24 protein-coding genes are annotated in these 26,232 nt (G+C 74.0%); 9 read left to right on the top strand and 15 right to left on the bottom strand.

The window, feature by feature from the left end; all coding sequences use genetic code 11:
- Nucleotides 1-9: 9 nt before the first annotated feature.
- Together RCG67_RS03975 and RCG67_RS03970 are read left to right on the top strand one after the other, a co-directional pair.
- Nucleotides 10-1,455, top strand: a complete 1,446-nt coding sequence (locus tag RCG67_RS03975) for an alanine/glycine:cation symporter family protein (RefSeq protein ID WP_368824928.1) — start codon at nucleotides 10-12, stop codon at nucleotides 1,453-1,455.
- An 89-nt stretch (nucleotides 1,456-1,544) separates the two neighbouring features.
- Entirely contained in the window at nucleotides 1,545-2,420 is an 876-nt protein-coding gene (locus RCG67_RS03970; protein WP_368824927.1) for a D-hexose-6-phosphate mutarotase, read from the top strand.
- Nucleotides 2,421-2,436: 16 nt separating this feature from the next.
- Here the strand turns inward: RCG67_RS03970 and RCG67_RS03965 are convergent, their stop codons facing one another.
- Nucleotides 2,437-4,317 carry a DUF222 domain-containing protein gene (locus RCG67_RS03965; RefSeq protein ID WP_368824926.1) on the bottom strand — a complete coding sequence of 627 codons (1,881 nt, stop codon included), beginning with the start codon at nucleotides 4,315-4,317 and terminating at the stop codon, nucleotides 2,437-2,439.
- A gap of 149 nt (nucleotides 4,318-4,466) precedes the next feature.
- Nucleotides 4,467-4,862, bottom strand: a complete 396-nt coding sequence (locus RCG67_RS03960) for a hypothetical protein (RefSeq protein WP_058873841.1) — start codon at nucleotides 4,860-4,862, stop codon at nucleotides 4,467-4,469.
- Nucleotides 4,863-5,050: 188 nt separating this feature from the next.
- Here RCG67_RS03960 and RCG67_RS03955 point away from each other — a divergent pair, with 188 nt between their 5' ends.
- The 3 genes from RCG67_RS03955 to RCG67_RS03945 all read left to right on the top strand — a co-directional run bounded on the left by RCG67_RS03955 (nucleotide 5,051) and on the right by RCG67_RS03945 (nucleotide 8,679).
- Nucleotides 5,051-5,827: a type 1 glutamine amidotransferase domain-containing protein gene (locus RCG67_RS03955; RefSeq protein ID WP_368824925.1), complete on the top strand. Its 777-nt coding sequence runs from the start codon at nucleotides 5,051-5,053 to the stop codon at nucleotides 5,825-5,827.
- A gap of 137 nt (nucleotides 5,828-5,964) precedes the next feature.
- Nucleotides 5,965-6,717 carry an SDR family NAD(P)-dependent oxidoreductase gene (locus RCG67_RS03950; RefSeq protein ID WP_368824924.1) on the top strand — a complete coding sequence of 251 codons (753 nt, stop codon included), beginning with the start codon at nucleotides 5,965-5,967 and terminating at the stop codon, nucleotides 6,715-6,717.
- Nucleotides 6,718-7,146: 429 nt separating this feature from the next.
- A complete protein-coding gene (locus RCG67_RS03945; RefSeq protein ID WP_058873791.1) occupies nucleotides 7,147-8,679 on the top strand; it encodes a DEAD/DEAH box helicase in 1,533 nt (510 codons plus the stop codon).
- 191 nt (nucleotides 8,680-8,870) lie between these two features.
- Here the strand turns inward: RCG67_RS03945 and RCG67_RS03940 are convergent, their stop codons facing one another.
- From RCG67_RS03940 to RCG67_RS03930, 3 genes are all read right to left on the bottom strand, one after another.
- Nucleotides 8,871-9,545, bottom strand: coding sequence for an HAD family hydrolase (locus tag RCG67_RS03940; protein WP_368824923.1), 675 nt, complete (start codon nucleotides 9,543-9,545; stop codon nucleotides 8,871-8,873).
- Entirely contained in the window at nucleotides 9,542-10,255 is a 714-nt protein-coding gene (locus tag RCG67_RS03935; protein ID WP_368824922.1) for an HAD family hydrolase, read from the bottom strand. Before RCG67_RS03935 ends, RCG67_RS03940 begins: the two co-directional genes overlap by 4 nt.
- A 65-nt stretch (nucleotides 10,256-10,320) precedes the next feature.
- Entirely contained in the window at nucleotides 10,321-10,545 is a 225-nt protein-coding gene (locus tag RCG67_RS03930) for a hypothetical protein (protein WP_368824921.1), read from the bottom strand.
- Between RCG67_RS03930 and RCG67_RS03925 the strand changes: the two genes are divergently transcribed.
- On the top strand, nucleotides 10,544-10,849 hold the full coding sequence (locus RCG67_RS03925) for a hypothetical protein (protein ID WP_368824920.1): 306 nt from the start codon (nucleotides 10,544-10,546) through the stop codon (nucleotides 10,847-10,849). The two genes, RCG67_RS03930 and RCG67_RS03925, sit on opposite strands and share 2 nt — an antisense overlap.
- Nucleotides 10,850-10,906: 57 nt before the next feature.
- Nucleotides 10,907-11,458, top strand: coding sequence for a DinB family protein (locus RCG67_RS03920; protein ID WP_368824919.1), 552 nt, complete (start codon nucleotides 10,907-10,909; stop codon nucleotides 11,456-11,458).
- 162 nt (nucleotides 11,459-11,620) lie between these two features.
- Here RCG67_RS03920 and RCG67_RS03915 read toward each other — a convergent pair whose 3' ends face one another.
- Nucleotides 11,621-12,049, bottom strand: coding sequence for a VOC family protein (locus RCG67_RS03915; RefSeq protein ID WP_368824918.1), 429 nt, complete (start codon nucleotides 12,047-12,049; stop codon nucleotides 11,621-11,623).
- Between the two features lie 255 nt (nucleotides 12,050-12,304).
- Here RCG67_RS03915 and RCG67_RS03910 point away from each other — a divergent pair, with 255 nt between their 5' ends.
- Nucleotides 12,305-12,910 (top strand): CDP-alcohol phosphatidyltransferase family protein, encoded by a 606-nt coding sequence (locus RCG67_RS03910; RefSeq protein ID WP_058873785.1) that lies wholly within the window; start codon nucleotides 12,305-12,307, stop codon nucleotides 12,908-12,910.
- Here the strand turns inward: RCG67_RS03910 and ppgK are convergent.
- From ppgK to RCG67_RS03865, 9 genes are all read right to left on the bottom strand, one after another.
- Complete coding sequence (ppgK, locus tag RCG67_RS03905) at nucleotides 12,880-13,716, bottom strand: polyphosphate--glucose phosphotransferase (RefSeq protein ID WP_368824917.1); 837 nt, start codon at nucleotides 13,714-13,716, stop codon at nucleotides 12,880-12,882. The genes RCG67_RS03910 and ppgK overlap by 31 nt on opposite strands.
- 205 nt (nucleotides 13,717-13,921) lie before the next feature.
- A complete protein-coding gene (locus RCG67_RS03900; protein WP_368824916.1) occupies nucleotides 13,922-14,242 on the bottom strand; it encodes a hypothetical protein in 321 nt (106 codons plus the stop codon).
- Between the two features lie 597 nt (nucleotides 14,243-14,839).
- Entirely contained in the window at nucleotides 14,840-16,363 is a 1,524-nt protein-coding gene (locus tag RCG67_RS03895) for a SulP family inorganic anion transporter (RefSeq protein WP_368824915.1), read from the bottom strand.
- A gap of 192 nt (nucleotides 16,364-16,555) precedes the next feature.
- Nucleotides 16,556-18,838 (bottom strand): acyltransferase family protein, encoded by a 2,283-nt coding sequence (locus tag RCG67_RS03890; RefSeq protein ID WP_368824914.1) that lies wholly within the window; start codon nucleotides 18,836-18,838, stop codon nucleotides 16,556-16,558.
- Between the two features lie 231 nt (nucleotides 18,839-19,069).
- Nucleotides 19,070-19,438 carry a MerR family transcriptional regulator gene (locus tag RCG67_RS03885; protein WP_368824913.1) on the bottom strand — a complete coding sequence of 123 codons (369 nt, stop codon included), beginning with the start codon at nucleotides 19,436-19,438 and terminating at the stop codon, nucleotides 19,070-19,072.
- 124 nt (nucleotides 19,439-19,562) lie between these two features.
- Nucleotides 19,563-21,248: a ribonuclease J gene (locus tag RCG67_RS03880; protein ID WP_368824912.1), complete on the bottom strand. Its 1,686-nt coding sequence runs from the start codon at nucleotides 21,246-21,248 to the stop codon at nucleotides 19,563-19,565.
- Between the two features lie 362 nt (nucleotides 21,249-21,610).
- Nucleotides 21,611-22,492: a ribonuclease Z gene (locus tag RCG67_RS03875; protein WP_368824911.1), complete on the bottom strand. Its 882-nt coding sequence runs from the start codon at nucleotides 22,490-22,492 to the stop codon at nucleotides 21,611-21,613.
- A gap of 132 nt (nucleotides 22,493-22,624) precedes the next feature.
- The gene (locus RCG67_RS03870) at nucleotides 22,625-23,596 is read right to left on the bottom strand and encodes a CapA family protein (RefSeq protein WP_368824910.1); all 972 of its coding nucleotides are present in this window, start codon (nucleotides 23,594-23,596) and stop codon (nucleotides 22,625-22,627) included.
- A gap of 135 nt (nucleotides 23,597-23,731) precedes the next feature.
- Nucleotides 23,732-25,084: an MFS transporter gene (locus tag RCG67_RS03865; protein WP_368824909.1), complete on the bottom strand. Its 1,353-nt coding sequence runs from the start codon at nucleotides 25,082-25,084 to the stop codon at nucleotides 23,732-23,734.
- A gap of 322 nt (nucleotides 25,085-25,406) precedes the next feature.
- Here RCG67_RS03865 and RCG67_RS03860 point away from each other — a divergent pair, with 322 nt between their 5' ends.
- Nucleotides 25,407-26,072, top strand: a complete 666-nt coding sequence (locus tag RCG67_RS03860) for a GntR family transcriptional regulator (protein ID WP_368824908.1) — start codon at nucleotides 25,407-25,409, stop codon at nucleotides 26,070-26,072.
- Nucleotides 26,073-26,232 lie beyond the last annotated feature (160 nt).

Below are 26,232 nucleotides of genomic sequence, written 5' to 3'. Positions count from 1 at the left end.
GGAGAACACATGCTCCAAACCATCGAGACCGCCCTCGGCGAGCTGGGCGGCATCATCTGGGGGCCCTACGTCCTCATCCCCCTGCTGCTGCTCACCGGCCTGTACCTGACCGTGCGGCTGGGCGGGCTGCAGTTCCGCAAGCTGGGCTCCGCGCTGCGGCTGGCACTGTTCGAGCGCAAGGACGCCGAGGCCCAGGGCGGCGACGTCTCCCAGTTCCAGGCACTGACCACGGCGCTCGCCGCGACCGTCGGCACCGGCAACATCGTGGGCGTGGCCACCGCGATCTCGATCGGCGGGCCGGGCGCCCTGTTCTGGATGTGGGTCACCGGCCTGCTCGGCATGGCCTCCAAGTACTCGGAGGCGTTCCTGGCGGTGCGGTTCCGCACCACGGACGCCAAGGGCGAGATCTCCGGCGGACCGCAGTACTACCTCGAGCGCGGCATCCGCAACGGGTTCGGGAAGTGCCTGGCGATCTTCTTCGCGATCGCCGCCGCACTGGCCGCGTTCGGCATCGGCAACATGACCCAGGGCAACGCGATCGCCTCGAACGTCGAGGGGTCCTTCGGGGTGCCGACGTGGATCACCGGCATCGTGCTCGCGGTGCTGACGCTCGCCGTGCTCGTCGGCGGCATCCGGGCGATCGGCCGGGTCACGGCGGCGCTCGTGCCGTTCATGATCCTCTTCTACGTCCTGGGCGCGCTGTTCATCCTGCTCGTCAACGTGGCGGCGCTGCCGCAGGCGATCGCCCTCATCTTCACCGACGCCTTCACGGGCACCGCGGCCGTCGGCGGGTTCGCCGGCTCGGCCATCATGCTCGCCGTGCAGATGGGCGTGGCCCGGGGACTGTTCTCCAACGAGTCGGGCATGGGCTCGGCGGCCATCGCGGCCGCGGCCGCCCAGACCACCCACCCGGTCCGGCAGGGGCTGGTCTCCATGACCCAGACCTTCATCGACACGATCATCGTGGTGAGCTTCACAGGCCTCGTCCTCATCACCACCGGCGTCTGGGAGCAGGGCGCCGACTTCGCCGCCACCATGACCGGCGACGCCTTCAGCCAGGGCCTGCCCGGTGAGTGGGGGCACGTCGTGGTGACGGTGGGGCTCGTGCTCTTCGCGTACTCGACGATCCTGGGCTGGGCCTACTACGGGGAGCGCTGCATGGAGCGCCTCTTCGGGCGCCCGGCGGTGATGCCCTACCGGGTGGTCTTCTCCCTCGTGGTGTTCGTGGGCGCCACCGTCCCGCTGGCCGTCGTGTGGAACTTCGCCGACGTGATGAACGGCCTGATGGCGCTGCCCAACCTCCTCGGGCTGCTGATCCTCTCCGGGCTGATCGTCCGGGAGACGAAGCACTATCTGGACCACGACCCCACGCTGCGGGCGGACCGCCGGACGATCGAGGGGTTCATGGAGGGCCGCCCCGGGGCGATCGACTCCTACGAGCGCACCGGCGTCTGACAGCCGAGCGCACCGGCGTCTGACCGACGTCGGCGCACGAGGGCCCGGCCTCCTGACGGGGGCCGGGCCCTCCGTCTAGCCTGAGGGGCATGAGCGAACTCCCAGATCCCCGCCCGTTCTCCTGCGCGGACGCCACTGGTGCCGTCTACGACCAGGGTGCGCACGTGACCGACTGGATCCCCACGGGCCACGCCCCGGTGCTGTGGCTGTCCCCCAGCACGGCGCTCGAGACGGGCAGGCCCGTGCGCGGTGGTGTCCCGATCTGCTTCCCGTGGTTCGCGGACGGTGCGGACGGCGGGCGCGAGCCCAAGCACGGCTTCGCCCGCACGCTCCCGTGGCACGTCGAGTCGCGCGAGTCCTCCGACCACGAGGCGCTGGTCGTCTACCGGCTCTCGGACGCGGACGTCACCGACCCCGCGCACCGGGAGCAGTTCCCGTACCCGTTCGAGGCGTACTTCGTGGTGCGCTTCGGCACCGAGCTGTCCCTCGAGCTGAGCATCACGAACACCGGCGAGCAGCCGTTCGACTTCGAGGAGGCCCTGCACGCGTACCTGGTGGTGGGGGACGTGCGGAAGATCCGCGTCGAGGGCCTGGACGGCGCCTCCTACCGTGACAAGGTCCTGGACCGCGAGGACTGCGTGCAGGAGGGGGACGTCCGGTTCGACGGCGAGACCGACCGGGTGTACCGCTCGAGCGAGGACGTGGCCGTCGTGGACCCCGTGCTCGGACGGGTGCTCCGGATCCGGAAGAAGAACTCCGGCACCACCGTGGTGTGGAACCCGGGGGCGGAGAAGGCGGCCGCGCTGCCCGACGTGGGACCGGACGGCTGGACGGACTTCGTGTGCGTGGAGGGCGCCAACACCCACGCCGCCGCGGTGCACCTGGAACCGGAGGAGACCCACAGCATGGGCTACCGGGTCTCGGTGGAGACGACGGCGGAGGACCCGGGCCGGTCTCCCGCCTGACCGGACCGGCCGGCGGTCAGAACGGGGGAGGGTCCGCGTCCTCGGGCGCGGCACGGCCCGGTGCGACGCCGTCCGGTGCGACGCCGTCCGGTCCGGCACGGTCCGGTACGACCCGGGGCGGTGCGACCCGGTCCGGTACGACCCGGGGCGGTGCGACCCGGTCCGGTACGACCCGGTCCGGTGCGACCCGGTCCGGTGCGGCACGTTCCGGGACAGCTTCATCGGGCACGGCGCCGGGCGGCACGGTCCGAGCGGGCACGGCACGGTCCGGTACGGCCCGGAGCGGGGCGGTTCGTTCCGGTGCAGCTCGATCGGCCACGCCCCCGGGCGGGACGGCGCCGTCCAGCACGTCCCAGACCGACGCCGTCCGGTCCGGTGGCATGCCGGCCGAGGGGTCCGGCTCCGTCCGGTGGGTCAGCCCGGCCGGCGACGTCCACTCGAGCGCTCCGCCGAAGGGGGCCGGGCCGAGCTGCCGGACGGACCAGCGGCCGAGAGCACCCCGGCGGTGCTTGACGAGATGGTGGTGGCGGCACAGGTGGGCCAGGTTGTCCGCGGCGGTGCGGCCGCCGTCCTGCCACGCCACCGTGTGGTCGAGGTCGCAGCGCTCGACCCGCCGGCGGCATCCGGGAAAACGACAGGTTCCGTCCCGGAGCCGCAGCCGGCGCCGCAGATCGGCGGGCACGGCGTAGGTGCTGCGGTCGTGGTCGAGAACGGCGCCGGTGACGGGATGCGTCAGGACGCGCTGCCACGACGGGGCGCCGGCGGCCAGCTCCCGGGCGGCCTCCGCGCTGATCGGACCGTGACCGACGAGCACCGGGGCGTCCGCGGGCACCCCGCCCGCCGGGCCGCCGGGAGGGCACTCCAGCAGCGTGAGCACCGGGACCGTCACGCAGACCTGCCCCCGCACCCCCTGCGGGAACGCGGGGTCGTCGGGGACCTCCCCGGCCAGCAGGAGGTCGGCGAGGACGTCCGCCCGCAGCTGCGCCTCGGTCCGGACGGCCACGGGGCGGCCGTCCGGACCGGGACCGGGCCGCGCGCCGAGGTCCGCGGCTCCTGCCGGATCCCCGTGATCGGACGCGTCCGTCCCGTCACCGGGGCACGCGCGGGCGGCTGCCTCCGCGGGCGCGAGGAGCGCCACGAGCGCGTCGAGCCGGTCCTGCACCGCGAGCGCGGTGGGCGCCTCCAGCAGGGCGTGCACCCACGCCATGCCGTCCTCGCCGTGCTCGACCCACACGCGGCGTCCGGCTCGGGCCACCCGGTGCCTCGCCTCCTGCGTCTCGGCCAGCAGCGCGGCGCGCCGCCGCCGGGCCCACGCGCGCAGCTGCGCCACCGTGCAGTGCGGCGCCCGCTCCGTCAGTTCCGCGGCGAGCTGCTGCACGAGGTCGTGCGGGGCCTCCTGGTCCGCCGGGGCGTCCTCGACGAGCTCGCGCCACTGATCGGCGATCACCGAGGCGTGCCGGGCGCTGAAGCGGCCCGCCTCCAGGGCCTCGAGGGTCTCCGGCAGGTGCAGGCCGAGGACCAGGGCCTCGCGGACGCGCTCCAGGGCCGTGCCGGCGGGCAGGTGCAGCGCCGGGCCGATCTCGTCGGCGAGGTCGCGCACCAGCTGGTCGTCGGTCTCCAGCAGGGAGCACACGAGCTCGTCGGCCTCGTACGGCATCAGCCCGGCGGTGGAGACCCAGTCGATCTCGCGGTCCTCCCAGGCCAGCAGCCACAGCCGGTGGATGCAGCGCAGCTGGCGCCCGGCCTCCTGCGCCTGCGCGGCCGCCGAGTCCACGAGCTCCCCGACGACCGCCCGCACCTCTGCCCGGACACCGGGGTCCAGGACCCGCTCCCCGGCGGGAGCGGCTCGGTGCGGACCCGGAGCCGGACGGGCCCGGCGGTGCGCCGTCGTCGTCATGGGTCCCATTCTCCCCGGCGGCACGGACGTCCTAAGGGGAGCGGGCACCTCTCAGGAGCGCCGTGCGCGGTGCCCGGCCGGGAACGGGAAACGGGGGCCGCCCGTCCGGACGGACGGGCGGCCCCCGCGGGACCCTTCGGAGGCCGTGCCTACTTGGAGACCACCAGGGCCGCGGCGATCGCGGCCAGGAAGGCGTCCTTCGAGAGGCCCGTGCCGGCCTCGGTCGGGCGGACGCCGTCCTCCTGGGTCATCTCGGGGTTGCGGAAGTACATCGAGAGCAGCCCGGCGGAGAACGCGCCGAGGGCCAGGCCGGCGAGGCGCTTGTTGACGAACGGCGTCAGCAGGGCGGCGCCGATGCCCATCTCCGAGTACGCCACGAACTTGCCGAAGGTGTCGGCGTCCCACTCCTTGAACTGGGGGACGCCGGTGGCGGCGAACTGCTGGAGACCCGCGGCGGCCTCGGTGGGAAGGTCCTTCTTGCCGTAGCCGGACTGCAGCAGGTAGGCGCCGGAGACGCCGCGCAGGATCGCGTTGGAGAGGCTCATGGTCGGTCCTTTCAGGAGGGCGAACAGGGTCATTGAATCGTCAATGACCCTATCAGGGGAGCCCCCGCCCGCATCCTGCAGGACGGGCCCGGAGCGAACACCCGTCCCGGTGGCGGCCCCCGGCGCCTAGGCTGGCCACCGGCCCGCGGGACGCGCTCCGCGCCCCGCCACCCGACGGAAGGACAGACATGGACATCGAGACCATGAAGAAGGTTCTGCTCGTTCTCACCAGCCATGACACCCTCGGCGACAGCGGGGAGCCCACCGGGTACTTCGTCGGCGAGGCGGCCTACCCGTGGAAGGTGTTCCGGGACGCCGGGTACTTCGTCGACTTCGCCTCGATCGCCGGCGGGCAGCCGCCGCAGGACGGCAAGGACGAGGAGGACGAGGTGCAGCGGCAGTACCTCGAGGACGAGACCGTGCGGGCCTCCCTGTACAACACCCCGCGGATCAGCGTGGTCGACCCCGGTCAGTACGACGCCGTCTACCTCGTGGGCGGGCACGGCACCATGTGGGACTTCGCCGGCAACGCCGACCTGCAGTCGCTGGTGGCCGCCGTGCACGACGCCGGGGGAGTCGTCGGCGCCGTCTGCCACGGGCCGGCCGGGCTCGTCGACGTCGAGCTCTCCACCGGGCTGCGCATCGTCGAGGGCCGCAAGGTGGCCGCGTTCACGAACGCCGAGGAGAACGAGGTCGGCAAGTCGGACGTCGTCCCCTTCCTGCTCGAGGACAAGCTCGTCGAGCAGGGCGCGGACGTGCGGACGGCGCCGAACTGGACCGAGAACGTCGTCGTCGACGACCGCCTCGTCACCGGCCAGAACCCGCAGTCCGCGGCCGGCGTGGCCAAGGAGATGACGAAGCTCCTGACCGAGGTGGTGCGCGGGCAGAAGGCCGCCCAGGAGGCGGACTCCGCCGCGCTGCGCCGGGCGCACGACGCCGAGAAGTCCGAGGACGACGAGGGCTGAGCCCCGGCCGGCCCGGGCGCGAGGAGCGACGCGGGCGGAAACCCCCGCGCCCTCCTCGCGGGCCCCGGCGTTTCCGGACAGACTGGGAGTGCCGGGCCACCCGGTCCGGCCCAGCGGACACACGGCAGGAGAACCACATGGCTGACCTCAAGGACAAGGTCGCGCTCGTCACCGGCGCCGCCTCCGGCATCGGCGAGGCCTGCGCCAAGGACCTCGCGGCGCAGGGCGCCAAGGTCGTCGTCACGGACATCGACACCCGGCGGATCGACGACGTCGTCCAGGCGATCATGGCCGCCGGCGGCGACGCGGCCGGCTTCCGCCAGGACGTGGCGAAGCCCGAGGACTGCGAGGCCGCGGTCGAGTTCGCCCAGCAGACCTACGGCGGGCTGCACCTCGCGGTGAACAACGCCGGGATCGGGGGCACCGCGGACGCCGTCGGCGAGTCGGACATCGACGCATGGGTGCGGACCGTGCAGATCGACCTGCACGCCGTCATGTTCGGCATGCGCTACCAGCTGCCCGCGATCGAGCAGGCCGGCGGCGGGGCGATCGTCAACATGTCCTCGGTCCACGGCACCGTGGCCACGGCCGCGGGCAACAGCGCCTACACCGCCGCGAAGCACGGCGTGGTCGGCCTCACCAAGCAGGCCGGGGTGGAGTACGGGCAGCGCGGCGTGCGGATCAACGCCGTCGGCCCCGCCTACATCGACACCCCGCTGCTGCGGACCGCTCCCGCGGCCGTCCTCGAGGGGCTCGCCGCCAAGCACCCGCTCGGCCGGCTGGGCCGCGCCGAGGAGGTCGCCGCCCTGACCACGTTCCTGCTCTCGGACAGGGCGTCCTTCATGACGGGCGGGTACTACCTCGTCGACGGCGGCTACACGGCGCTGTAGCCGGCCCCGCCGCCCGGCACGGTGCCGGGCGGCCCCGGCCCGGCCCCGGCCGCGAACTCACCGCGCCGGCGCGGGACGCCCACACAGGAGCCCGCCTCTCGCGCCGGTGCGGTGAGCTCGGCGCCCCGGGCGGGGGAGCGGGCGGAGCAGGGTGGCGGCACGGCCGTGTGCTGCACCACATCCCGGTCGTGCCGGGCGCCCGGTGCTGTAGGGTGAACGGTATTGCACATGGCACTGCTCCCCGTTCCCGGGTGAGCAGGCAGGCGTCGAGCACCCCTTTCTTCTTCCAGCGTGGCACCGTTCCAGACGGTTTCAGCCCGCTCGCAGGGGCTCCAGGAGTCATTCGGCGCAACCCGGCGCGCTACCCCCTTGCCGGGACATCCGATCGAAAGACGTATCCCAGTTTTGGCTACTTTCACCGACCTTGGCGTGCCCAAGGCCCTTTCCGCCGTCCTCGCCCAGCAGGGCATCGAGCAGGCGTTCCCCATCCAGGAGAAGACCCTCCCCGACTCGCTGGCCGGCCGTGACGTGCTCGGCCGCGGCAAGACCGGCTCGGGCAAGACCGTGGCGTTCGCGCTGCCGCTCGTGTCCCGGCTCGCCGGTCTGACCGGCAACGGCGCCCGCGCCGCCCGCCGCGCCAACCGGCCCACCGGCCTGGTGCTGGCACCCACCCGCGAGCTGGCCACCCAGATCGACCGCGCGATCGCCCCGCTGGCCGAGGCCGCCGGGCAGACCACCACCGTCATCTTCGGCGGGGTCTCCCAGCGCAACCAGGAGAAGGCGCTCGCCAAGGGCGCCGACATCGTCATCGCCTGCCCCGGCCGGCTCGAGGACCTGCTGAAGCAGAACGTCCTCACGCTCGACGACGTCCGCGTGACGGTCATCGACGAGGCCGACCACATGGCCGACATGGGCTTCCTGCCCGTGGTCACCCGCATCCTCAAGCGCACCCCCCAGGGCGGCCAGCGGCTGCTGTTCTCCGCGACGCTCGACGGCGGCGTGGACAAGCTCGTCAAGCAGTTCCTGTCCAACCCGGTCAAGCACTCCGTGGACGCCCCGCAGGCGTCCGTGTCCACCATGGACCACCACGTGCTCGTCGTGGACGCGGACGAGAAGCAGGAGCTCATCGAGGCCCTGGCCTCCGGCACGGGCCGCCGCGTGATGTTCACGCGCACCAAGCACCGCGCCAAGAAGATGGCCCGCAAGCTCAGCCAGATGGGCATCCCCGCCGTGGACCTGCACGGCAACCTCTCGCAGAACGCCCGCGACCGCAACCTGGCCCAGTTCTCCGCCGGTGACGTGCGCGTGCTCGTGGCCACCGACGTGGCCGCCCGCGGCGTGCACGTGGACGAGGTCGAGCTGGTCGTGCACATCGACCCGCCCACCGAGCACAAGTCCTACCTGCACCGCTCCGGGCGCACCGCGCGCGCCGGCGCCTCCGGCTCCGTCGTGACGGTCGCCACCAAGGAGGAGCGCCGCGAGGTCACCCAGCTCATGAAGGCCGCCGGCGTCACCGCGAACTTCGACACCGTGACCGTCGGCTCCCCGGCCGTCACGGCGCTCGTGGGCGAGACCGCCGAGAAGGTCGCCTACGTCCCGCAGCCCGTCCAGGACCAGGGACGTCCGGCAAGCGGTCAGCGCTCCGGCGGCGGCCGCTCCGGCGGCCGTTCGGGCGCCCGCTCCGGCGGCAGCCGCGGCCGTGGCGGCCAGGCCCGTTCCGAGCAGCCGCGCAACGCCTCCCGCGACCAGCGCACCGAGACCGGCAACCGTGCCGGCTCCCGCCCCGGCAACGGCTCGGCGTCCCGCTCGGCGGCGCCGGCGCGCTCCGCGGCGCCCACCCGCTCCGCGGCACCCGCGTACTCGACCGAGTCCGCGCCGGACCGCTCCACCCAGGCCGCGGCGCGCCGCCGCACCCGGAGCCCGCGCCGCGCGTCCTCCCCCCAGGGCACCGCGACCCGCTGAGTCAGGCACGACCCACGAGGGCCCGTCCCCGGCCGCACCGCATTCCGCGGAACGGCCGGGGGCGGGCCCTCGTCGTCGTCAGCCGGAGGCCGCCGGCCGGGAGGTGCCCAGCCGCAGGTGCCCAGCCGGAGGGCGTCAGCCGGAGAGCGTCGGCCGGGGTCGCCCGGCCGGGGACTGCCGGCCGGAGGCGCTCAGCCCGCGATCGCGGGCCGGGAGGGTGCGAGCCCGCGCAGGAACTCCAGGGTGACGTCCGTGTGGGCGGCCACGAGCACGAAGCCGGGCGCGGGCTCCACCGGCAGCTCACCGGGGACCACCACCACCGGCATCCCGGCGGCCGCCGCGCTCGCCGCCCCCGTCTGCGAGTCCTCGACCGCCACGCACCGTGCCGGGTCCACGCCCAGCCGCCGCGCCGCGAGCAGATAGGGCTCGGGGTGCGGCTTGGCGTGCTCCACGTCCTCCTGGGAGACCACGACCCGCAGCACCTCGGGCGCCCCGGACGCGGTGCCCTCCGCGACCACGGTCAGGGCGTTCGTCACGACGGCCCCGGGGATGCCGGCCCGCTCCAGCTCGGTCAGCAGGTCGCGCATGCCGGGCAGGAACGGCACCTCGCCCGTGAGCGAGGCCGCGACCTCCCGGCCGAGCTCCGCGGTGATGGCCTCGACGGTTCCCTCGGCGCCGCGCTCGACCATCAGCCGCGCCGACGTGGGCACCGTCCGCCCCAGCGTGGCGAGGTCGTCCTCGGTGCTCCAGCCGACGCCGTAGCGGCCGGCCACCGCCCGCTTGGCCACGGCCCACTGGGGCTCGGAGTTCACGAGGGTGCCGTCGTGGTCGAACAGGACGGCGGCGGGGAAGTCGGGGGAGCTCACGGGCGGGTCTCCTGCACGGTGTGGAAGGGCGACGACGGGGACTGCGGGTCCAGCGAGCGCAGCAGCTCGAGGGTCAGCTCGCGGTGGGATCCCAGGTGCAGCAGCCCGGGGCCGCGCTCGACCTCCATCTCGCCGGGGACGACCACCGTGGGGATGCCGGCCGCGACGCCTGCTGCGGCCCCGGCGGGGGAGTCCTCGACCACGACGCAGCCGGCGGGGTCCACCCCGAGGCGGTGGGCCGCCGTGAGGTAGGCGTCCGGGTCCGGCTTGGGGCGCACCCCCTGCGCGTACTCGTCCGTGCCGATGACCACCCGGAACAGGTCCTGGGGCGCCGTGGACGCGGTGTGCCGGCCCATCGCCGAGCTCGCGTTGGTGACGATCGCCGCCGGGATCCCCGCGGCCGCCAGGTCCTCGAGGAGCTCCTCGATCCCGTCGATGAACGTCAGCTCCGTGCCCTCCAGGACGCGGACACTGTGCTCGAAGACCGCCCGGAACAGCTCGTCCTCGCCGAGCGGCACGCCGACCTGCTGCATGCGGGCGATCGTCGCGGCGACCGGGCGGCCCAGCGTCGCGAGCGAGTCCTCCGGGGTCCAGAGCAGACCGTGCTCGGCGGCGAGGTTCTGCTTGGCCCGGTCCCACAGCGGCTCGGTGTCGACGAGGGTCCCGTCGTGGTCGAAGAGGACGGCGTGCGGGAATCCGGTCGATGGCATGCGCTCCAGCCTACCGGGGCGCCCGGGCGCCGGGAGCCCCTCCGAATAGACTGGCGGGCGTGGAATCAGCCCTCGACCGCGTGCCGCACCACCCCACCCTCCTGCAGCGCGCCGTGCCCGTCCTCGGCCTCCCGGTGGCCCTGCTCCTCGGGACGTGGATCGCGGTGGGCCGCGGTCTCGCCGGAGCCGCCGGGGAGCTGATGCTGCTCTACACCCTGACGCTCGCCCTGCCGCTGACCGGGCTGCTCGTGGTGGCGAGCGCGCTGCTGGCCCGGGACGCCCGGGCCCATGTCCCGCGGGGGGGCGTCCCTGCGCTCCGCGCTGACGATGCCCGCGGCGTGGGCCGTCCTCCTCGGCTTCGGCGCCGTCCTCCCGGACCGCGTGGACGGCGCGGGCGCCTCCGTCCTGACGCGGGCCACCGACCCCGTCCACCTGGGCCTGTCCGCGGGGTTCGCCAACACCCTGGGGATCCTCTCGTTCGTCCTGGCGAGCACCACGGTGGTGCTCGCCGCGTCCGACCTGCGCCGGACCCGCCGGATCCAGCGCGGGGAGCCGCTCAGCGAGGACGAGGTCCTGGACCTGCAGGGGCTGTGACCCGCCCGGCCCGCCACGGGTCTCGCCGCGCCCCGTGGGCCCCGGTAGATTGACCGCATGACCACCGAGCGCGCCGACCTGCCCGACACCTCGCCCGTCCCCCCGGAGACCAAGGACTGGACCGTGGTGCTCGAGCGGGGCTGCCCCGACTGCGGGTTCGATCCGCGCTACGACGTCACGACCACGGGGGATCGCGCGCGGGACACGATCGAGCGCTGGGCGACGGTCCTCGACCGGCTCGGCATGACGGACCGGCCCCGTCCGGGGACGTGGTCCCCGCTGGAGTACGCGTGCCACGTCCGGGACCTCTGCCGGGTCTTCCGCGAGCGCCTGCGGCTCATGCTCGACGAGGAGAACCCCGTCTTCCCGGACTGGGACCAGGACGCCGCCGCGGTGGGGGAGCAGTACAACCGGCAGGACCCCTACGAGGTCTCGGGGGAGCTCGCGCAGGAGGTCCGCGCCACCGCGGACGCCTTCGACGCCGTGAGCGGGGAGCAGTGGGCCCGGCCCGGCCGGCGCGGGGACGGCAAGGACTTCACCGTGGCGAGCTTCGCGGCGTACTTCCTGCACGACGTCGAGCACCACCTGCGCTTCGACGTCCGCGGCTGAGCCGCCGCTGTCGAGCCCGTCCGGCCGAGCCCGTCGTGACCGGGCTCGCCGCGGCCGAGCCGACCGCGTCCGAACCCACCGCAGCCGGGACCGTAGCGTCCGGGCCCGTCCGGCCGGGACCGCGGCGCCCGGCCCGCCCGGCGCCGGCCGGAGCCGATCCGTTCAGCCCAGGTGCACGGTCCCGTCGTCGTCGACCCGCCAGCCCGGGTTGTGCGCGATCTCCCACACCACGCCGTTGGGATCCGCGACGTGGGCGTGGAAGACGCCCCCGAAGGCGCCCGGCCGCGGGCCGGTGAGGACGGTGCCGCCCGCCGCGGCCATGGCCTCGACCACCGCCGTGACGGAGTCCCCGTCCGCCACGTTGTGCGCGAGCGTCAGGCCCTGCGCCGGGGACGCCGCCGGGAGGCCGAGGTCCTCGGCGAACTTCGCGGCGTCGAAGAGCCCCAGCACCGTCCCGGGGGCGATCCGGAAGAAGAGGATCTCGCCCGGGACGTCGAGCAGCGGCTCCCAGCCGAGACCCCGCACGTAGAACTCCCGGGCGGCGTCGAGGTCCGGCGTGGACAGGGTGAAGAAGTGCACGCGAGGGTCCACGGCGGCCTCCTGGAGCTCCCGGGGCGGGGGCGTTCCCGCTCACCTGCCCAGCGTAGGCGTCCGGCCCTCCTCGACGTCAGGGCAGCGTGGCTCCGCGGCCCGGGACGACGTGGTCGAGGTCCCGGTGGACGACGCCCCTGCCGATCACCGACGGCCGCACGTCCGTCGCGCGGAGCGCCGACGGACTACCCTCGGAAGCAGCAGGGGTGGTCCCGGGACCGCCCGCACCGGGCGCCAGGAGAGCGGGAAGGCCAGATGACACAGCACCAGGACGCGGTCGAGCCGGCGGAGTCGCCGTACTACCACCGCGTGCTCACGGTGCCCAACGTCGTCTCGGTGGTGCGCTTCGCGCTCATCGTCCCGGCCGTGCTGGCCGTCCTCGACATCGACGAGCGGCCGGTGCGCGCGCTGGTCCTCGTCGCCCTCTTCTCCCTGACGGACTGGGTCGACGGCACCCTGGCCCGGGCGCTGCAGCAGCGCAGCCGGATCGGCGAGGTCATGGACCCCATCGCCGACCGGCTGGGGACCGTGGCGATCGCCGTGGCCGCGAGCATCGTCGGGCTGTTCCCCTGGTGGGTCCTGATCGTCATCGCGGTCGTCGACGTCGTGGTGGGGATCGCCACCCTCGTCCGGCGCTCCCTCGGCGTGCTGCGGGTCACGGTGGTCGGCAAGGCGAAGACCGCCCTGCTCATGGTGGGGACCGTGCTCGTCCTGGCGGGGCCCGCGTGGTCCAGCCCGGAGGTGACGGACGTCGGCCGGGTGATGGTCCAGGCGGCGGCCGTCCTGCACGTGGTGGCGGGCGTGCAGTACTTCCGCCAGGCCCTCCGGGGTCAGGCCTCCGCGGGGGGCACGGCGAGGTAGGCGTGCCGGGCGGCGCCGATGATGCCCGCCGCGTTGCGCAGCTCGGCGGGGACGACCCTCGTGTCCAGGCGCAGACGGGGCAGGAAGTCCTCGTGCCGGGCGGAGATCCCGCCGCCGACCACGATCAGGTCGGGGGAGAAGAGGAACTCCAGGTGCGCGAAGTACTGCTGGAGGCGCTCGGCGTACTCCGGCCAGTCCAGCCCCTCCCGCTCCCTGGCCACCGCCGAGGCCCGCACCTCGGCGTCGACCCCGCCGAGCTCCAGGTGGCCCAGCTCCAGGTTGGGCACGAGCTTCCCGTCCACGAACAGCGCCGAGCCGATGCCGGTGCCCAGGGTGATGACCAGCACGGTGCCGCTGCTCCCGCGCCCGGCGCCGTAGCGGAGCTCGGCCAGGCCCGCGGCGTCGGCGTCGTTGAGGACGTGGACGATGCGCCCCAGCCGCTGGGTGAGGAAGCGGTGGACGTCCAGACCGATCCAGGCGTCGTCGATGTTGGCGGCGGAGCGCGCCACGCCGTGCCGGATGATCGCCGGGAGCGCGACTCCGACGCTCGCCTCCGGGTGCGGTGCCCCCGGGGCGGCGGAGAGCTCCTGCACGAGGAGCTGGAGCTGCTCCGCGAGGGCCTCCGGAGTGGCGGGCACGGGGGTGGGGCGCTGGAGGACCGGGGTGGTGAGCGTGCCGTCGGCCATGTCCACGGCCGCGTACTTGATGAGCGTCCCGCCGACGTCCACCCCGATGTGGTGGCGGTGCAGGGTCGACCACCCGGTCGGTGCGGGCGGCGGGGCGGTGCGGGGTGAGGGGTGGGCCATCCGACATCCTAGGGTCGAGGTGGGGCACGGGGACGACGACGGGCGCTGCGGCCGGCTCGGCGCGCACGACCGGGTGCGGGCCGGCGTCGGGACCGGCACCCCGGCCCATTCTGCCACCGCGGTCGCCGCAGCCGCGGAGCGGGCGCCGCGGCGCAGGCGCCACGGAGGAACCGGGGCGGGGAGGCGCTCCGGGCGACGGACCGGCTCAGGCGCGCGGCCCGGTGCCCGGCGTGCTGCCGCGGCCCTGCGGCCCGGCGTCGTTCGGGGAGCCCTCGATCTCCCAGGAGAACGGGACGCGGGCGACGGGTGCCCCCCGGACGAGCCCGTTGACCGCGCGCGCGAGCAGGTTGCGGTGCGCGGCGGGCAGCCCCATGCACCCGTGCAGGTACGCGTCGACCTCCAGCACCCCGGCCTCGCCGCCGAGCTGGAAGTACTCCCACCACACCCGGGTCAGCTCCAGCTCGGCGCGCTCGACCGCGTGCCGGGCGAGGCGTGCCTGCACGGCGCCGATCCTGTCGTCGTCCACGGATCCCCCACTGTGGTGCTGCTGTCCGGGGACGGTCCCGGACCGGGCGCGACGCTGCGCAGCGGTCCGGGGCCGTCCGTGGCGGTGCGATCGCACCGCCGCCCCCACCATGGTTCCGGGACGGTCCCGGGGACACCATTCGCGGCTCCGGCCGGTGCGTTTTCCGGACCGTCGGTGCTTCCCCCGGACACCCGCACCGGGGTGGCGCGGCGGCCCGGCCTCGAGGCGGTGTCCGCGGTGCGCGAGGACGCGGTGCGGGAGGGGCCGGGGCCTGACGCTCCGGGCGGCGGGGGCCGGGAGTGCCGGACGTCGTGGACACGCAGAAAAGGAGCGGGGCGGCCCCCCAGCCGGCCCCGCTCCTTGCTGCTCCCACGCCCGGACCGTGTCCGTGCGGCGCTCCGTGACTCCGGAGCCGGCGCACTGCCGGTCGACGGTGCGGGAGCCGGGGGATGGTCCTCATCCGACCACAGAATCCCCTGGTGAGAAGCAAGAATGGTCGATCCCGCGAGGATCGGCAAGACCCCCGGTGTGACCCAGTTCACATGCAGACACAAAGGGTTGTGATCGCAAATGCGACCTCCGCAGGATGCTCCGCGATCAGTGCTCGCCGCTGAGCATCCCGCCCACGCGCACTCGCATCCGGCGGCTCGCCTGGTTGAGGCCGGCGACCCGGACGTCCTTGCCGTAGTGGGCGTACTTGTCGGTGACCGAGTCGAGGGCCGCCACGGTGGAGGCGTCCCACAGGTGCGAGTCGGAGAGGTCGATGACGACCCGCTGGGGGTCCCCGGCGTAGTCGAACATCGTGTAGAGGTCGTTGGAGGAGGCGAAGAACAGCTCCCCGTGCACGGTGTAGACCACCGTCTCCCGGCCGTCGCGCTGCTCGAGCGCGCGGTCGACGGTGACGAAGTGGGCGACCCGGCGGGCGAAGGCGACCATCGCCACGAGCACGCCCACGATCACGCCCAGGGCGAGGTTGTGCGTCCACACGGTCACGGCCACGGTGGAGAGCATCACCAGGGTCTCCGGGACCGGCATCCGCGACAGGGTCGAGGGGCGGACGGAGTGCCAGTCGAAGGTCGCCCAGGACACGAAGATCATGATCGCCACCAGCGCGGCCATCGGGATGACCGCCACGACCTCGCCGAGGGTGACCACGAGGATCAGCAGGAAGACCCCGGCCAGGAAGGTGGAGATGCGGGTGCGGGCTCCGGAGGCGCGCACGTTGATCATGGTCTGGCCGATCATCGCGCAGCCGCCCATCCCGCCGAAGAAGCCGGTCACGATGTTGGCCGCGCCCTGGGCCCAGGACTCGCGGGTCTTGTCGGAGCGCGTGTCGGTGATGTCGTCGACCAGCTTGGCCGTCATCAGCGACTCGAGCAGGCCCACGAGCGCCATGGTCAGCGCGTACGGGGCGATGATCCGGAAGGTCTCCAGGTCGAGCGGGACATCGGGGAAGAACAGCGAGGGCAGGGACTCCGGCAGCTCGCCCTTGTCGCCGACGCTGGGCACGTCCATGCCCATGGGCACCACGATCGCCGTGATCACGACGATGGCCACGAGCGGGGCCGGGACCACACCGGTGAGCCTGGGGAACAGGAACACGATGGCCAGGCCCAGGGCCGTGAGCGGGTAGACGGCCCAGGGCACGCCGATCAGCTCGGGGACCTGGGAGCTGAAGATCAGGATGGCGAGGGCGTTGACGAAGCCCACCATGACCGACCGGGGGATGAAGCGCATCAGCCGTGCCGCCCCGATCAGGGCCAGGACCACCTGGAACACCCCGGCCAGGATCACGGCGGCGATGAAGTGGTCCAGCCCGTGAGAGGCCACCAGCGGGGCGATCACCAGGGCCACCGCACCGGTGGCCGCGGAGACCATCGCCGGCCGGCCGCCCAGGACGGAGGTCGTGACCGCCATGGTGAAGGACGCGAACAGGCCCAGCCGGGGATCCACCCCGGCGATGATCGAGAACGCGATCGCCTCGGGGATGAGCGCCAGGGCGACCACGAGCCCGGCCAGCACCTCGGTCTTGAGGTGGCGGGGGGAGCGGAGGGTCAGGCGCACCGACTGGCGCTGCTCGGGTGTCGGATCGGCTGCGGGGCCGGCTGTCGTGGTGGCCAAGGAGGTTCCGTTCGCAGGAGGGGAGGGCAGGGCGGAAGGGCAGGGGCGCGCGGGGTGGTGTGCTGGCAGGTGGGCGCGGCGTCGCGCGTGAGGTGCGGCGGGCGGGCGCGGGAGCGCGCCGGCGCGGCCGCACAGCAACTCTACCCTGGCGTCAGGGTAGAGTCTGCGGATGCGGCGCGGAGGAGACGCGAATCACGCCCAGCCGAGGGTTTCGGTCATGCGCTGCTCGACGTCCGGGGCGAGGGTCTCGCCGTAGGCGGAGGTGACGTGGTCGAGGTCCATGTAGACCTGGATGTTGCCGATCACCCCGGGGCAGACGTCCTCGGTGCACAGCCGGTCGGTGAGGTCGATGCTGTGCAGCTCCTCGTGCCGGGCGGCGAGGGCCTCCAGGGGGTTGACCGGCAGCAGGGACTCGGACCGGGGCGGGTTGCATCGGTCGTGGTCGGGGCCGTAGGTCTCCACGCAGGCGAACATGCTGAAGGAGAAGCGCGGGTTGTCGCGGAAGCCGAGCACCGGGATCCCGGCGTCCAGGAAGGGCCGGACGCCGTCCTCGTAGCCCTCGACGAGCTGCTCGTGCGGGGCCTCGGGCAGGGACAGGGTGCCGATGGTGACCACCGCGTCCGGGTCGGCCGCCAGGGCCGCGTCCCGGGCGGCGGCGTTGAACTCGCCGCACTCCTCGTCCGGGCTCGCCGAGGCGGCGGTGTAGCGGCAGGCCATCCGCAGGTAGGAGACCACCCGCCAGCCCTGGGCATCGGCGGCGCGGTGGATCGGGGTGAGCAGCTGCTGGGCGTGGGAGTCGCCGAGGACCACCAGGGTCCGGTCCGGGGCGCTGCCGTCCTCGGGGGCGATCACCCAGCAGTTGCCCAGCTCGCCGATCCCGGGCGGGACCTCCCCGGTGTCGCAGCGCGTCCCGGTGTCACCCCACTGCTGCTCGCGCTCGGCGCCGGTGGGGATGATCGGCACGTCCGGGACCTCGGTCACGTCCCCGCGCAGCACGGCGGCCCCGGGATAGTTCGCCGCGGTGCGCTCGACCCCGGCGGCAGGGTCGCGCAGGGTGGTGTAGGAGTGGGCGCCGGTGAGCGGTACCGCCACGATCAGACCGGTCGCGGCCAGGCGCACCCCGTGGCCGGCCCGGATCCCGGGCAGGGCCCGCCAGCCGGCCAGCAGCAGCGCGGTGGCCCGGGTCAGGGCCACCGAGGCGGCCAGGATCCCCAGCCCGTGCGTGACCGGGACGCTGTCGCGGGCCGTGACCAGCAGGTAGGTGATCAGCAGCGGCCAGTGCCACAGGTAGATCCCGTAGGCACGGTCTCCGAACCACTGCAGCGGGGCCAGGGAGAGCACCCGCCCGGCCCCGGCCCGGGCCTCGGGGGCCAGGGCTCCGCCGGCCAGCACGGCCGCGGCTCCGAGGGTGGGAGCCAGGGCCACGGTGCCGGGGAAACGGGCCTCGGGACCGATGAGGAACGGGGTGGCCAGGATCGCGGCCAGTCCGGTCCAGCCCAGGAGCACGCCCAGGCCCACCCGCAGGGCCTCCGGAGCCACCCCGGAAGCCTGCGGGGGCGTCCCCACGACCTGTGGGAGAGTCCTCGGGGCCTGCGGGGGCGCCCCCACGACCTGCGGGAGAGTCCTCGGGGCCTGCGGGGGCGTCCTCAGGCCCCGCTGAGGTGTCCCCGGGGCCGTGCCCGCGGGCGGGGGCGCCGCCGTGCGGGCAGCGGACGGCGGGGCGGCGGGCGCCGTTGAGTCCTGCCGGCGGGCCGGGCGAGTGAGGGCCAGGGCGGTGAGCGAGCCCAGGGCGAACTCCCACAACCGGGTGAGGGTGCTGAAGTAGGCGGCCTCGGGCCCGGACGCGGTGGCGGCCACCGACCAGGCCAGGGAACCGGCGAACACCGCGCCGAACACGGCCCAGGCCACCGGGCGCACGCCCGCACCGGTCCGCCTCCCCGCCCACGCGGCCCCGGCCAGCAGCAGCGGCCACACCAGGAACACCTGGCCCTGCACCGACAGCGACCACATGTGCTGCAGCGGGGTGGTGGCGGCGGTGTTGCCGGCGTAGTAGTCCACGGCCTGGGCCGCCAGCACCCAGTTCACGACGTAGAACAGCGATCCCCAGGCCTGGCTCAGCAGCTCCGCCCACCGGCTGGGCGGGAAGACGGCGAGCATCGCCGCGAGCACGGCCAGCAGCATCACCGCCACCGGCCCCAGCAGCCGGGCGAAGGTCCGGGCCCAGTAGGCCGGCAGTCCCAGCGGGCGGCCGTGCTCGATCCGGCGCAGGAAGGACCCGGTGAGCAGGAACGCAGAGAGCACGAAGAACACGTCCACCCCGCCGGAGACCTTCTCGGTCCACACGTGGAAGACCACCACCAGCAGCACCGCCACGCCCCGCAGACCCTGCAGGTCCGCACGGTGCCGCACCCGCGGCGCCGGAGCGGCCGGCACGGTTCCGGGGGAGGCCGGGGCGGTCGCGGTGGGGAACGTCATGGGAAGCGGTGCCTGTCCGGGTCGGTGGCGGGCGGCGTGGTGGAGTCCTGCGTCCGGCGCGTCGCTGCCGCGGCGGCCGTGCGCGTCACCCACCGGAACGGCGCGGTCCCGGGGGGGGGTGCGTGCCGCGGTGGGGCCCGAGCAGTCGATCACGGCTGCCTGGAGGTCTCCTGCGTGCGCCGGCCGCGGGGTGCCGGCTCGCGCGGCCGGTGCTCTGTGCCGGGCGGCCGGTCAGCGGCCGAGCCGCTGCTCCAGCATCGCGATGAACTCGTCCGCCTGGGCCAGTTTCCTGGCCAGCCGGTCCCGTTCCGGGTGCGCACGCTCGAGGTAGTCGGCCAGCCGCGCCTCGGCGGGGTCGTCGGCGCCGAGCAGGTCGAGCACCTCGGCCATCTCCTCGAGGGAGAAGCCCAGCGGCTTCATCCGCTTGATGTGCGTGAGCCGTTCGACGTCGCGCTCGGTGTACACGCGGAAGCCGCCCTCGGTGCGCGAGGCGGGCAGCAGGCCCACCTCGTCGTAGTGGCGGATGGTGCGCAGGGACAGCTCGGTCCGCTCGGCGAGCTCGCCGATCTGCATGGTGCCTCCACGGACGCGCTGCGGCATCGAACGACCTCCAGAGATCAGGGGACCCCGAGTCTACCAATCGGCCGGTGCCCGCCTCGGGGCGCGGCACCGGCTCCGCACGTCCCGCCCGGCCCCGGGGCGGGTGCCGGGCGGGACGTGCGGGTCAGGCGTCGACGACGACGACCGTCACCAGCGGTGCCCGCCGGTAGGCGCGCTCGAGGTGGCGGGAGACCGTCTCGGCGATGATCGACTCGAGCTTGTCGAGGTCGGTGACCTTGGCGGTGGCCGGGCGCGCCAGGGCGTTGGCCACCTTGTCGGCGGCCCCGTCGAAGATGTGCTCGTCGTGGACGAAGCCCTTGGCGATGAACTCCAGCGGCTCGGCCAGGGCGTTGGTGTCGGCGTCGACGATCGCCACGACGGTGACCACCCCGCCCTCCTGCAGCAGCCGGCGCTCCACCAGGGTCTCCTCGGTGACCTTGCCCACGGTGTGGCCGTCCACGTAGACGAGGCCGGCCTCGACCTGCCCGGAGATCCGCGCCCGGCCGTCCACGAGGTCGATCACGGTGCCGTCCCGGCCGATCAGGACCCGCTCCGGATCGACACCGGTGCGGATGGCGAGCTCGGCGTTGGCGTGCAGGTGCTTGGACTCCCCGTGCACGGGCAGCACGTGGGTGGGCCGGACGATGTTGTAGCAGTAGACCAGCTCCCCGGCCGAGGCATGGCCGGAGACGTGCACCTTGGCGTTGCCCTTGTGCACGACCTTCACCCCGAGGTCGGTGAGCTTGTTGATGATCCCGTAGATCGCGTTCTCGTTGCCCGGGATCAGCGAGCTCGCCATGAGCACCGTGTCCCCGGGGTTGAGCTGGATCTGGTGGGTCTCGTTGGCCATCCGCGAGAGTGCGGCCAGCGGCTCGCCCTGGGAGCCGGTGCACACCAGGGTGACCTTGGCATCGGGCATGGAGGCGAGCTTCTTGAAGTCGACCACCAGCCCGCGCGGGATCTTCAGGTAGCCCAGGTCCCGGGCGATGCCCATGTTCTTGACCATGGACCGGCCCACGAAGGCGACCTTGCGCCCGTGCGCGTGGGCGGCGTCGAGGACCTGCTGGATGCGGTGGACGTGAGAAGCGAAGCTGGAGACGATGATCCGCTTCGGGGCGGTGGCGAAGACGTGGTCGATCGCCGGGGTCAGCTCCTGCTCCGACGTGGTGAACCCGGGGACCTCGGCGTTGGTGGAGTCGGTGAGGAACAGGTCCACCCCCTCCTCGCCCAGGCGCGCGAAGTGGCGCAGATCGGTGATCCGGTCGTCCAGCGGGAACTGGTCCATCCGGAAGTCACCGGTGTGCAGCACCAGCCCGGCGTCGGTACGGATCGCCACGGCCAGGCTGTCCGGGATGGAGTGGTTGACGGCGACGAACTCGCACTCGAACGGGCCCGTTTTGTGGGTGTCGCCGGCCTCGACGTGGACCGTCTTCGGGGTGATCCGGTGCTCCTTGAGCTTGGACGTGATGAACGCCAGGGTCAGCTCCGAGCCGATCACCGGGATGTCCGGGCGCTCCTTGAGCAGGTAGGGCACACCCCCGATGTGGTCCTCGTGGCCGTGCGTGAGCACGATCCCGACGATGTCGCCCAGCCGGTCCCGGATGGAGGTGAAGTCGGGCAGGATCACGTCGATGCCCGGCTGGTGCTCCTCGGGGAACAGCACCCCGCAGTCCACCACCAGCAGCTTGCCGGCGTGCTCGAACACGGTCATGTTGCGCCCGATCTCACCCAGGCCGCCCAGCGGGGTGATCCGCAGGCCCCCGGAGGGCAGTGAGGGCGGGGACTTGAGCTTGCGGGAGGAATTGGTCAAAGGATTCCGCTTTCGTCGTGGGGTCGTGCGAGGTGGCGCGGCCGGCTCTCGTCGAGCTCGGGCCGCGTGCGGGGCCGGATTGCCCCGAGAAGTCTGGGACAACTCTAACGTCGGGTCAGGGTCGACGGAGACCGCCGGGCGGCACGGACGGGCCGAGGACCGCTCCCGGACGCCTCCAGCGGGGTCCCGGCGGAGTGCCCGTGAGGTGCGGCGGGTGAGCTTCGGATATGGCGTCGGCGGGTTCCGGGCCGGGTGTCGGTGGGGCGTGGATGCGCTGCCGGTTCGGCGTCGGCGCGTTCCCGGCCGGGTGCCGATGACGTGCAGGCGAGCTGCCGGCGGGGACGGTGGGACGGGGCGCCCCGTCACCGTCCGCGCGGGAACGGCACCCGGTCCAGGTCCTCCGCGGCCAGCACGGTGGCTCCGCCGGCGCGGTCGCGGGCCTGTGCGGCCAGTGGGGAGACGTCGGTGTACCGGGAGGAGAAGTGGGTGAGGACCAGGGTGCCCACGCCACCACCGCCGGCCAGCGCGCCCGCCTGGCCGGCGGTGAGGTGGCGGTACCGCGCGGCGAGATCGGCGTCGTCGTCGGCGAACGTGGACTCGGCCACGAGCAGGTCGGCGCCATCGGCGAGCTCTTCGGCGCCCGGGCACGGCGCCGTGTCCATGACGAGGGCGAAGCGCCGGCCCGCCCGCGGCCGGCTCACGTCCTCGAGGCGCACCCCGCCCAGCCGCCCCTCCCGCTGCAGCCGGCCGACGTCCGGGCCGGTGATCCCGGCCGCCGCGAGCAGCTCCGGCAGCATCGTGCGGCCGTCCGGCTCCACGAGCCGGTAGCCGTAGGTCTCCACGCGGTGCTCCAGCGGCCGCACCTCCAGGGCCGGCGCCACGGTTCCGCCGCTGCCGTGCGGGTGCAGCCGGAGGTCCGTGCCGGGAGTCGCGAGGGAGACCAGGGCCCGGACCACGTCCTCCCCGGAGGCCGGGTAGTGCAGGTGGACGGGGTGCGGCACGTCGTCGAGGGCCATGCGCGAGAGCACGCCGGGCAGCCCGTAGCAGTGGTCGCCGTGGACGTGGGTGAGGCAGATGCGCGTGATCCGGCGGGAGGGGACGCCCGCGTGCGTCATCTGCCGCTGCGTTCCCTCGCCCGGGTCGAAGAGCAGACCCTCGCCGTCCCACTGCAGCAGGTACCCGTTGTGGTTGCGGGTCCGCGTCGGGACCTGGGAGGCGGTGCCGAGGACGACGAGCTCACGCATGGGACCGAGTGTGCCATCCCCGGCCGGATCCGCTCGGAGCCCCGTGCGGGAGTCGGCCCGGGAGCCCGCGCGCAGGAGACGGTCCAGGACGGGCGCCGGAGCCCGTGCGCCGCTCGGCGGCCGCGGTGCGCGTCAGCCCAGCGGGATGTCGAGGCACTGCTCGTCGTCGCGCCACGCGCACGGCGTGCCCAGCTCGGCGCTGAGCCGCTCCATCCGCCGCGCGATGGGCCGGGCTTCGACCGTGGCCGTTCTCACCCTGAGGTCCTCGATCACCGTGGGGTGCAGGCGCAGGCGGTGCGGCAGGCCGTCCCGGACGTCGAGCAGGAAGACGAACGACTGGTCGTTGCGTGCCACGGGGTGGACGGCGTAGTCGTCGACGAAGTCCCCGGCGCTGTAGACCACCGGCCTGCCGCGGTGCACCTCGACGCCCCGGAAGACGTGGGCGGAGTGGCCGAAGACCAGGTCCGCCCCGGCCTCCACCAGCGCGTGCGCGAACGCGCGGTGGTCCTCCGGCACGTCCTCGCCCCAGTTGGGGCCCCAGTGGGCGGAGACGACGAGGAGGTCGGTGCGCTCCCGGGTCCGGCGGACGAGCTCGAGGAGATCCTGCGCGCGCCCGTCCGCGAGGCGGACGGGCACGTGGTGGACGCCGGGGGACGCGGGGCCTGCCGCCCAGCCCGGCTCGTTGTCCGTGAAGGCCAGGAAGCCCACCGCGGTGCCCGCCCGGGTGCAGACGGCGGGACGCCGGGCCGACTCGGCGTCCGGTCCGGCGCCGGTGTGCAGGATGCCGTGCTCGTCGAGCACCGGGAGCATCTCCCGCAGCGCCTCCGCGCCGTGGTCGAGCACGTGGTTGTTGGCCAGCGAGACGACGTCGACCCGGGCCGCCCCGAGGCTCGCGACGTTCTTGCGGTCCGAGCGGAAGTGGAACCGTTTGCCGGGCCAGGGAGTGCCGTGGTCGGCGAGCACGCACTCGAGGTTCGCGAACCGCAGGTCCGCCTGCCCGAGCAGGGGGAGGACGTCGCCCCACGGGCGGTCCGGACCCTTGCGCCGCAGCCGCTCGTTGACCAGCCGGCCGAGCATGACGTCGCCGACCAGTGCGATTCTCATGGGCCGCCTCCCTGTCCCGACCTATCCATCGTGGCCCACGGTCCGCGGCAGGAACAAGCACAGATCGGTCCGGAGCGACCGCGCCGCCGGTGCCGCCGCCCGCGTCCTGCGCGGGGGCGGCACCGGCGGACCGGGTCACCGGCCCAGGTCGGCCCAGTCGGTCATCCGGGCGCCGCTGGCGAGGACCGGGCGCGGGAGCGCACGCTCCGGCAGCAGCACGTCCAGGTCGGCGACGGCGCGGGCGGCCCAGGAGGACCCGGGGCGGCCGGGGACGGACGCGGGGGCGTCCCCCGCCCGGTGCAGACGGGTCGCGTAGGCCAGGATGAGCAGGCCGGCCACGGCCAGGCCCACGCCCACCCAGGCGGGGGAGCGGTAGCCCCAGCCCGCGGTGATGACGGCGCCGCCGAGGAAGGCGCCCATGGCGTTGGCCAGGTTGAACGCCGCGTGGTTCATGGCGGCGGTCAGGGAGGGGGCGTCCTTCGCCTCGCGCAGCAGGCGCATCTGCAGCGCCGTGCTGAAGAGGGCGCCCATGAGGCCGATCCACAGCACGCCGAGCACGGCCGCGACCGCGGAGTGGGCGAAGAGCCCGAAGAAGGCGAGGGCCACGCCGGACACGGCCCCCGCGCCCAGGGCCGTCCGCTCGATGGAGCGGTCCAGCAGAGGGCCCGCCAGCAGGGAGCCCGCGGTCATGCCCACGCCGTACACGGCCAGCACCCACGGCACCACCGAGATGTCGAGGCCGCTGAGCTCGGTCAGGATCGGGGAGACGAACGTGTAGACCGCGAACATGCCGCCGAATCCGACCGCCCCGGCCAGCAGGGTCAGGGCCACCTGGGGCCGGCCCAGGGCACGGACCTCCTGGGCCACGGAGACGCCGCCGCCGTTGCGGGTGCGGGGGATCCAGAGGGCCAGCGCGGTGACGGTGAGCAGGCCGATGACCACCACGAGCCCGTACCCGGCCCGCCAGCCCAGGGTCCCGCCGAGCACGGCGGCCAGGGGGACGCCCACGATGTTGGCGACCGTGAGCCCGAGGGCCACCCGGGCCACGGCCGTGCCGCGCCGCTCCCGCGGCACCAGCGAGGAGGCCACCACCGCGGCGACCCCGAAGTAGGCGCCGTGCGGCAGGCCGGAGAGGAAGCGCGCCACGTACAGCCACTCGAGGGTCGGCGCGGTCGCCGACAGGACGTTGCCGGCGGTGAACGCGACCATCAGGCCGAGCAGGAGCCGCTTGCGCTCCACCCGGGCGGTCAGGGACGTGATGAGGGGTGCGCCGACGACCACGCCGAGGGCGTAGAGGGAGATGGCGTGCCCGAGGGAGGGGATCGAGGCGTGGAGGTCCTCGGCGATGAAGGGCAGCAGGCCCATCGAGGCGAACTCGGTGGTGCCCACGCCGAAGCCGCCGAGGGCGAGGGCGAAGAGGGCCAATCGGGTGCCGGTGCGGTCCGGTGCGTTGAGCACCTGGAGCACGGCAGTGCGAGGTGCGGACATGGCAGATCCTTCCGTGTGGAACAGGGGGGTGTGGAAGGCGCGTCGTCGGGCCGAACTGGTGGAAACCTCGATGCTACGGGCGATGTCGAGCGCATCCAACGGTTCGGGCGTGTGATCTTGGACAGATCGGGTTCGCGTGTGATATGGATCGCGCTCCGTTCCGGTGGCCCGGCAGGGAGGGCGAGGTCGTGCGAGGTCCTGGCACCGAGCCCCGGACCTGCGGAGCGCGGCCGGTGCCCGCCGGGCCGACTGCTATGTTTCCCAGGAGTCGACAGGCCTCCGCCGGGGGCCGCTCGGGACGCAGGACCGGCCGGGAGGGCAGATGGGGCGAGACCACGCGTGGGACGACGATCTCCGGCCCGCGGAGCTCTCCCGCTCCACCCTCAAGGACTCGACCGAGGCCCTGATCCGCCGCGCCCTGCTCAGCGGGGCGATGAAGCCCGGGGAGATCTACTCCGCCAACGGCCTCGCCGCCCGTCTCGGGGTGTCCAACAGCCCCGCCCGGGAGGCCATGATGTCGCTGGCCAACCGGGGACTGCTCGAGCTCGTGCGCAATCGCGGCTTCCGCGTGGTGGAGCTCACCGACCGCGACAAGCAGGAGGTCTACGACCTCCGCCGCCTCATCGAGGTGGAGGCGGTCCGCCGCGTGGCCGCGGCCGGCGTCCCGGCCGAGCAGGCAGCGCTGCTGCGGACGCTGACCGAACGGACCGTGGAGGCCGCCGCCGCGGACGGCATGCTGGAGTACCTCGAGGCCGACCAGCGCTTCCACGCGGCTCTCGTCGACCTGCTCGGCAACAGCCGGTGGACGGCGATCGTGGAGAACCTGCGGGACCAGTCCCGCATCAACGGGTCCTACCGTCTGCAGGAGCGGGGGCTGGTCCGGAGCAGCGCCGAGGAGCACCGGGGCATCACCGAGGCCGTCGTCGCCGGTGACCCGGAGCTCGCGGCGCAGCGGATGATCCGTCACCTGGACTACGCCCGCCCCTGAGCGCGCCGGACCGTCTCCGGGCGTCGGCGAGCGCTCCGGGCGGACCCGGACGCTCGCCCCGGACCACCTGCGGTGCGGCCCTGCGGCAGGAACCCTGCGGGGCGGGATGGCATCCCTTGACCCGGTGGAACCGCCCGGTCATGCTGGTTATCGATAACCG

The sequence above is a fragment of the Kocuria cellulosilytica genome (assembly GCF_040981245.1).
Classification (GTDB): domain Bacteria; phylum Actinomycetota; class Actinomycetes; order Actinomycetales; family Micrococcaceae; genus Kocuria; species Kocuria cellulosilytica.
This window is presented reverse-complemented; position numbering and strand designations above follow the sequence as displayed.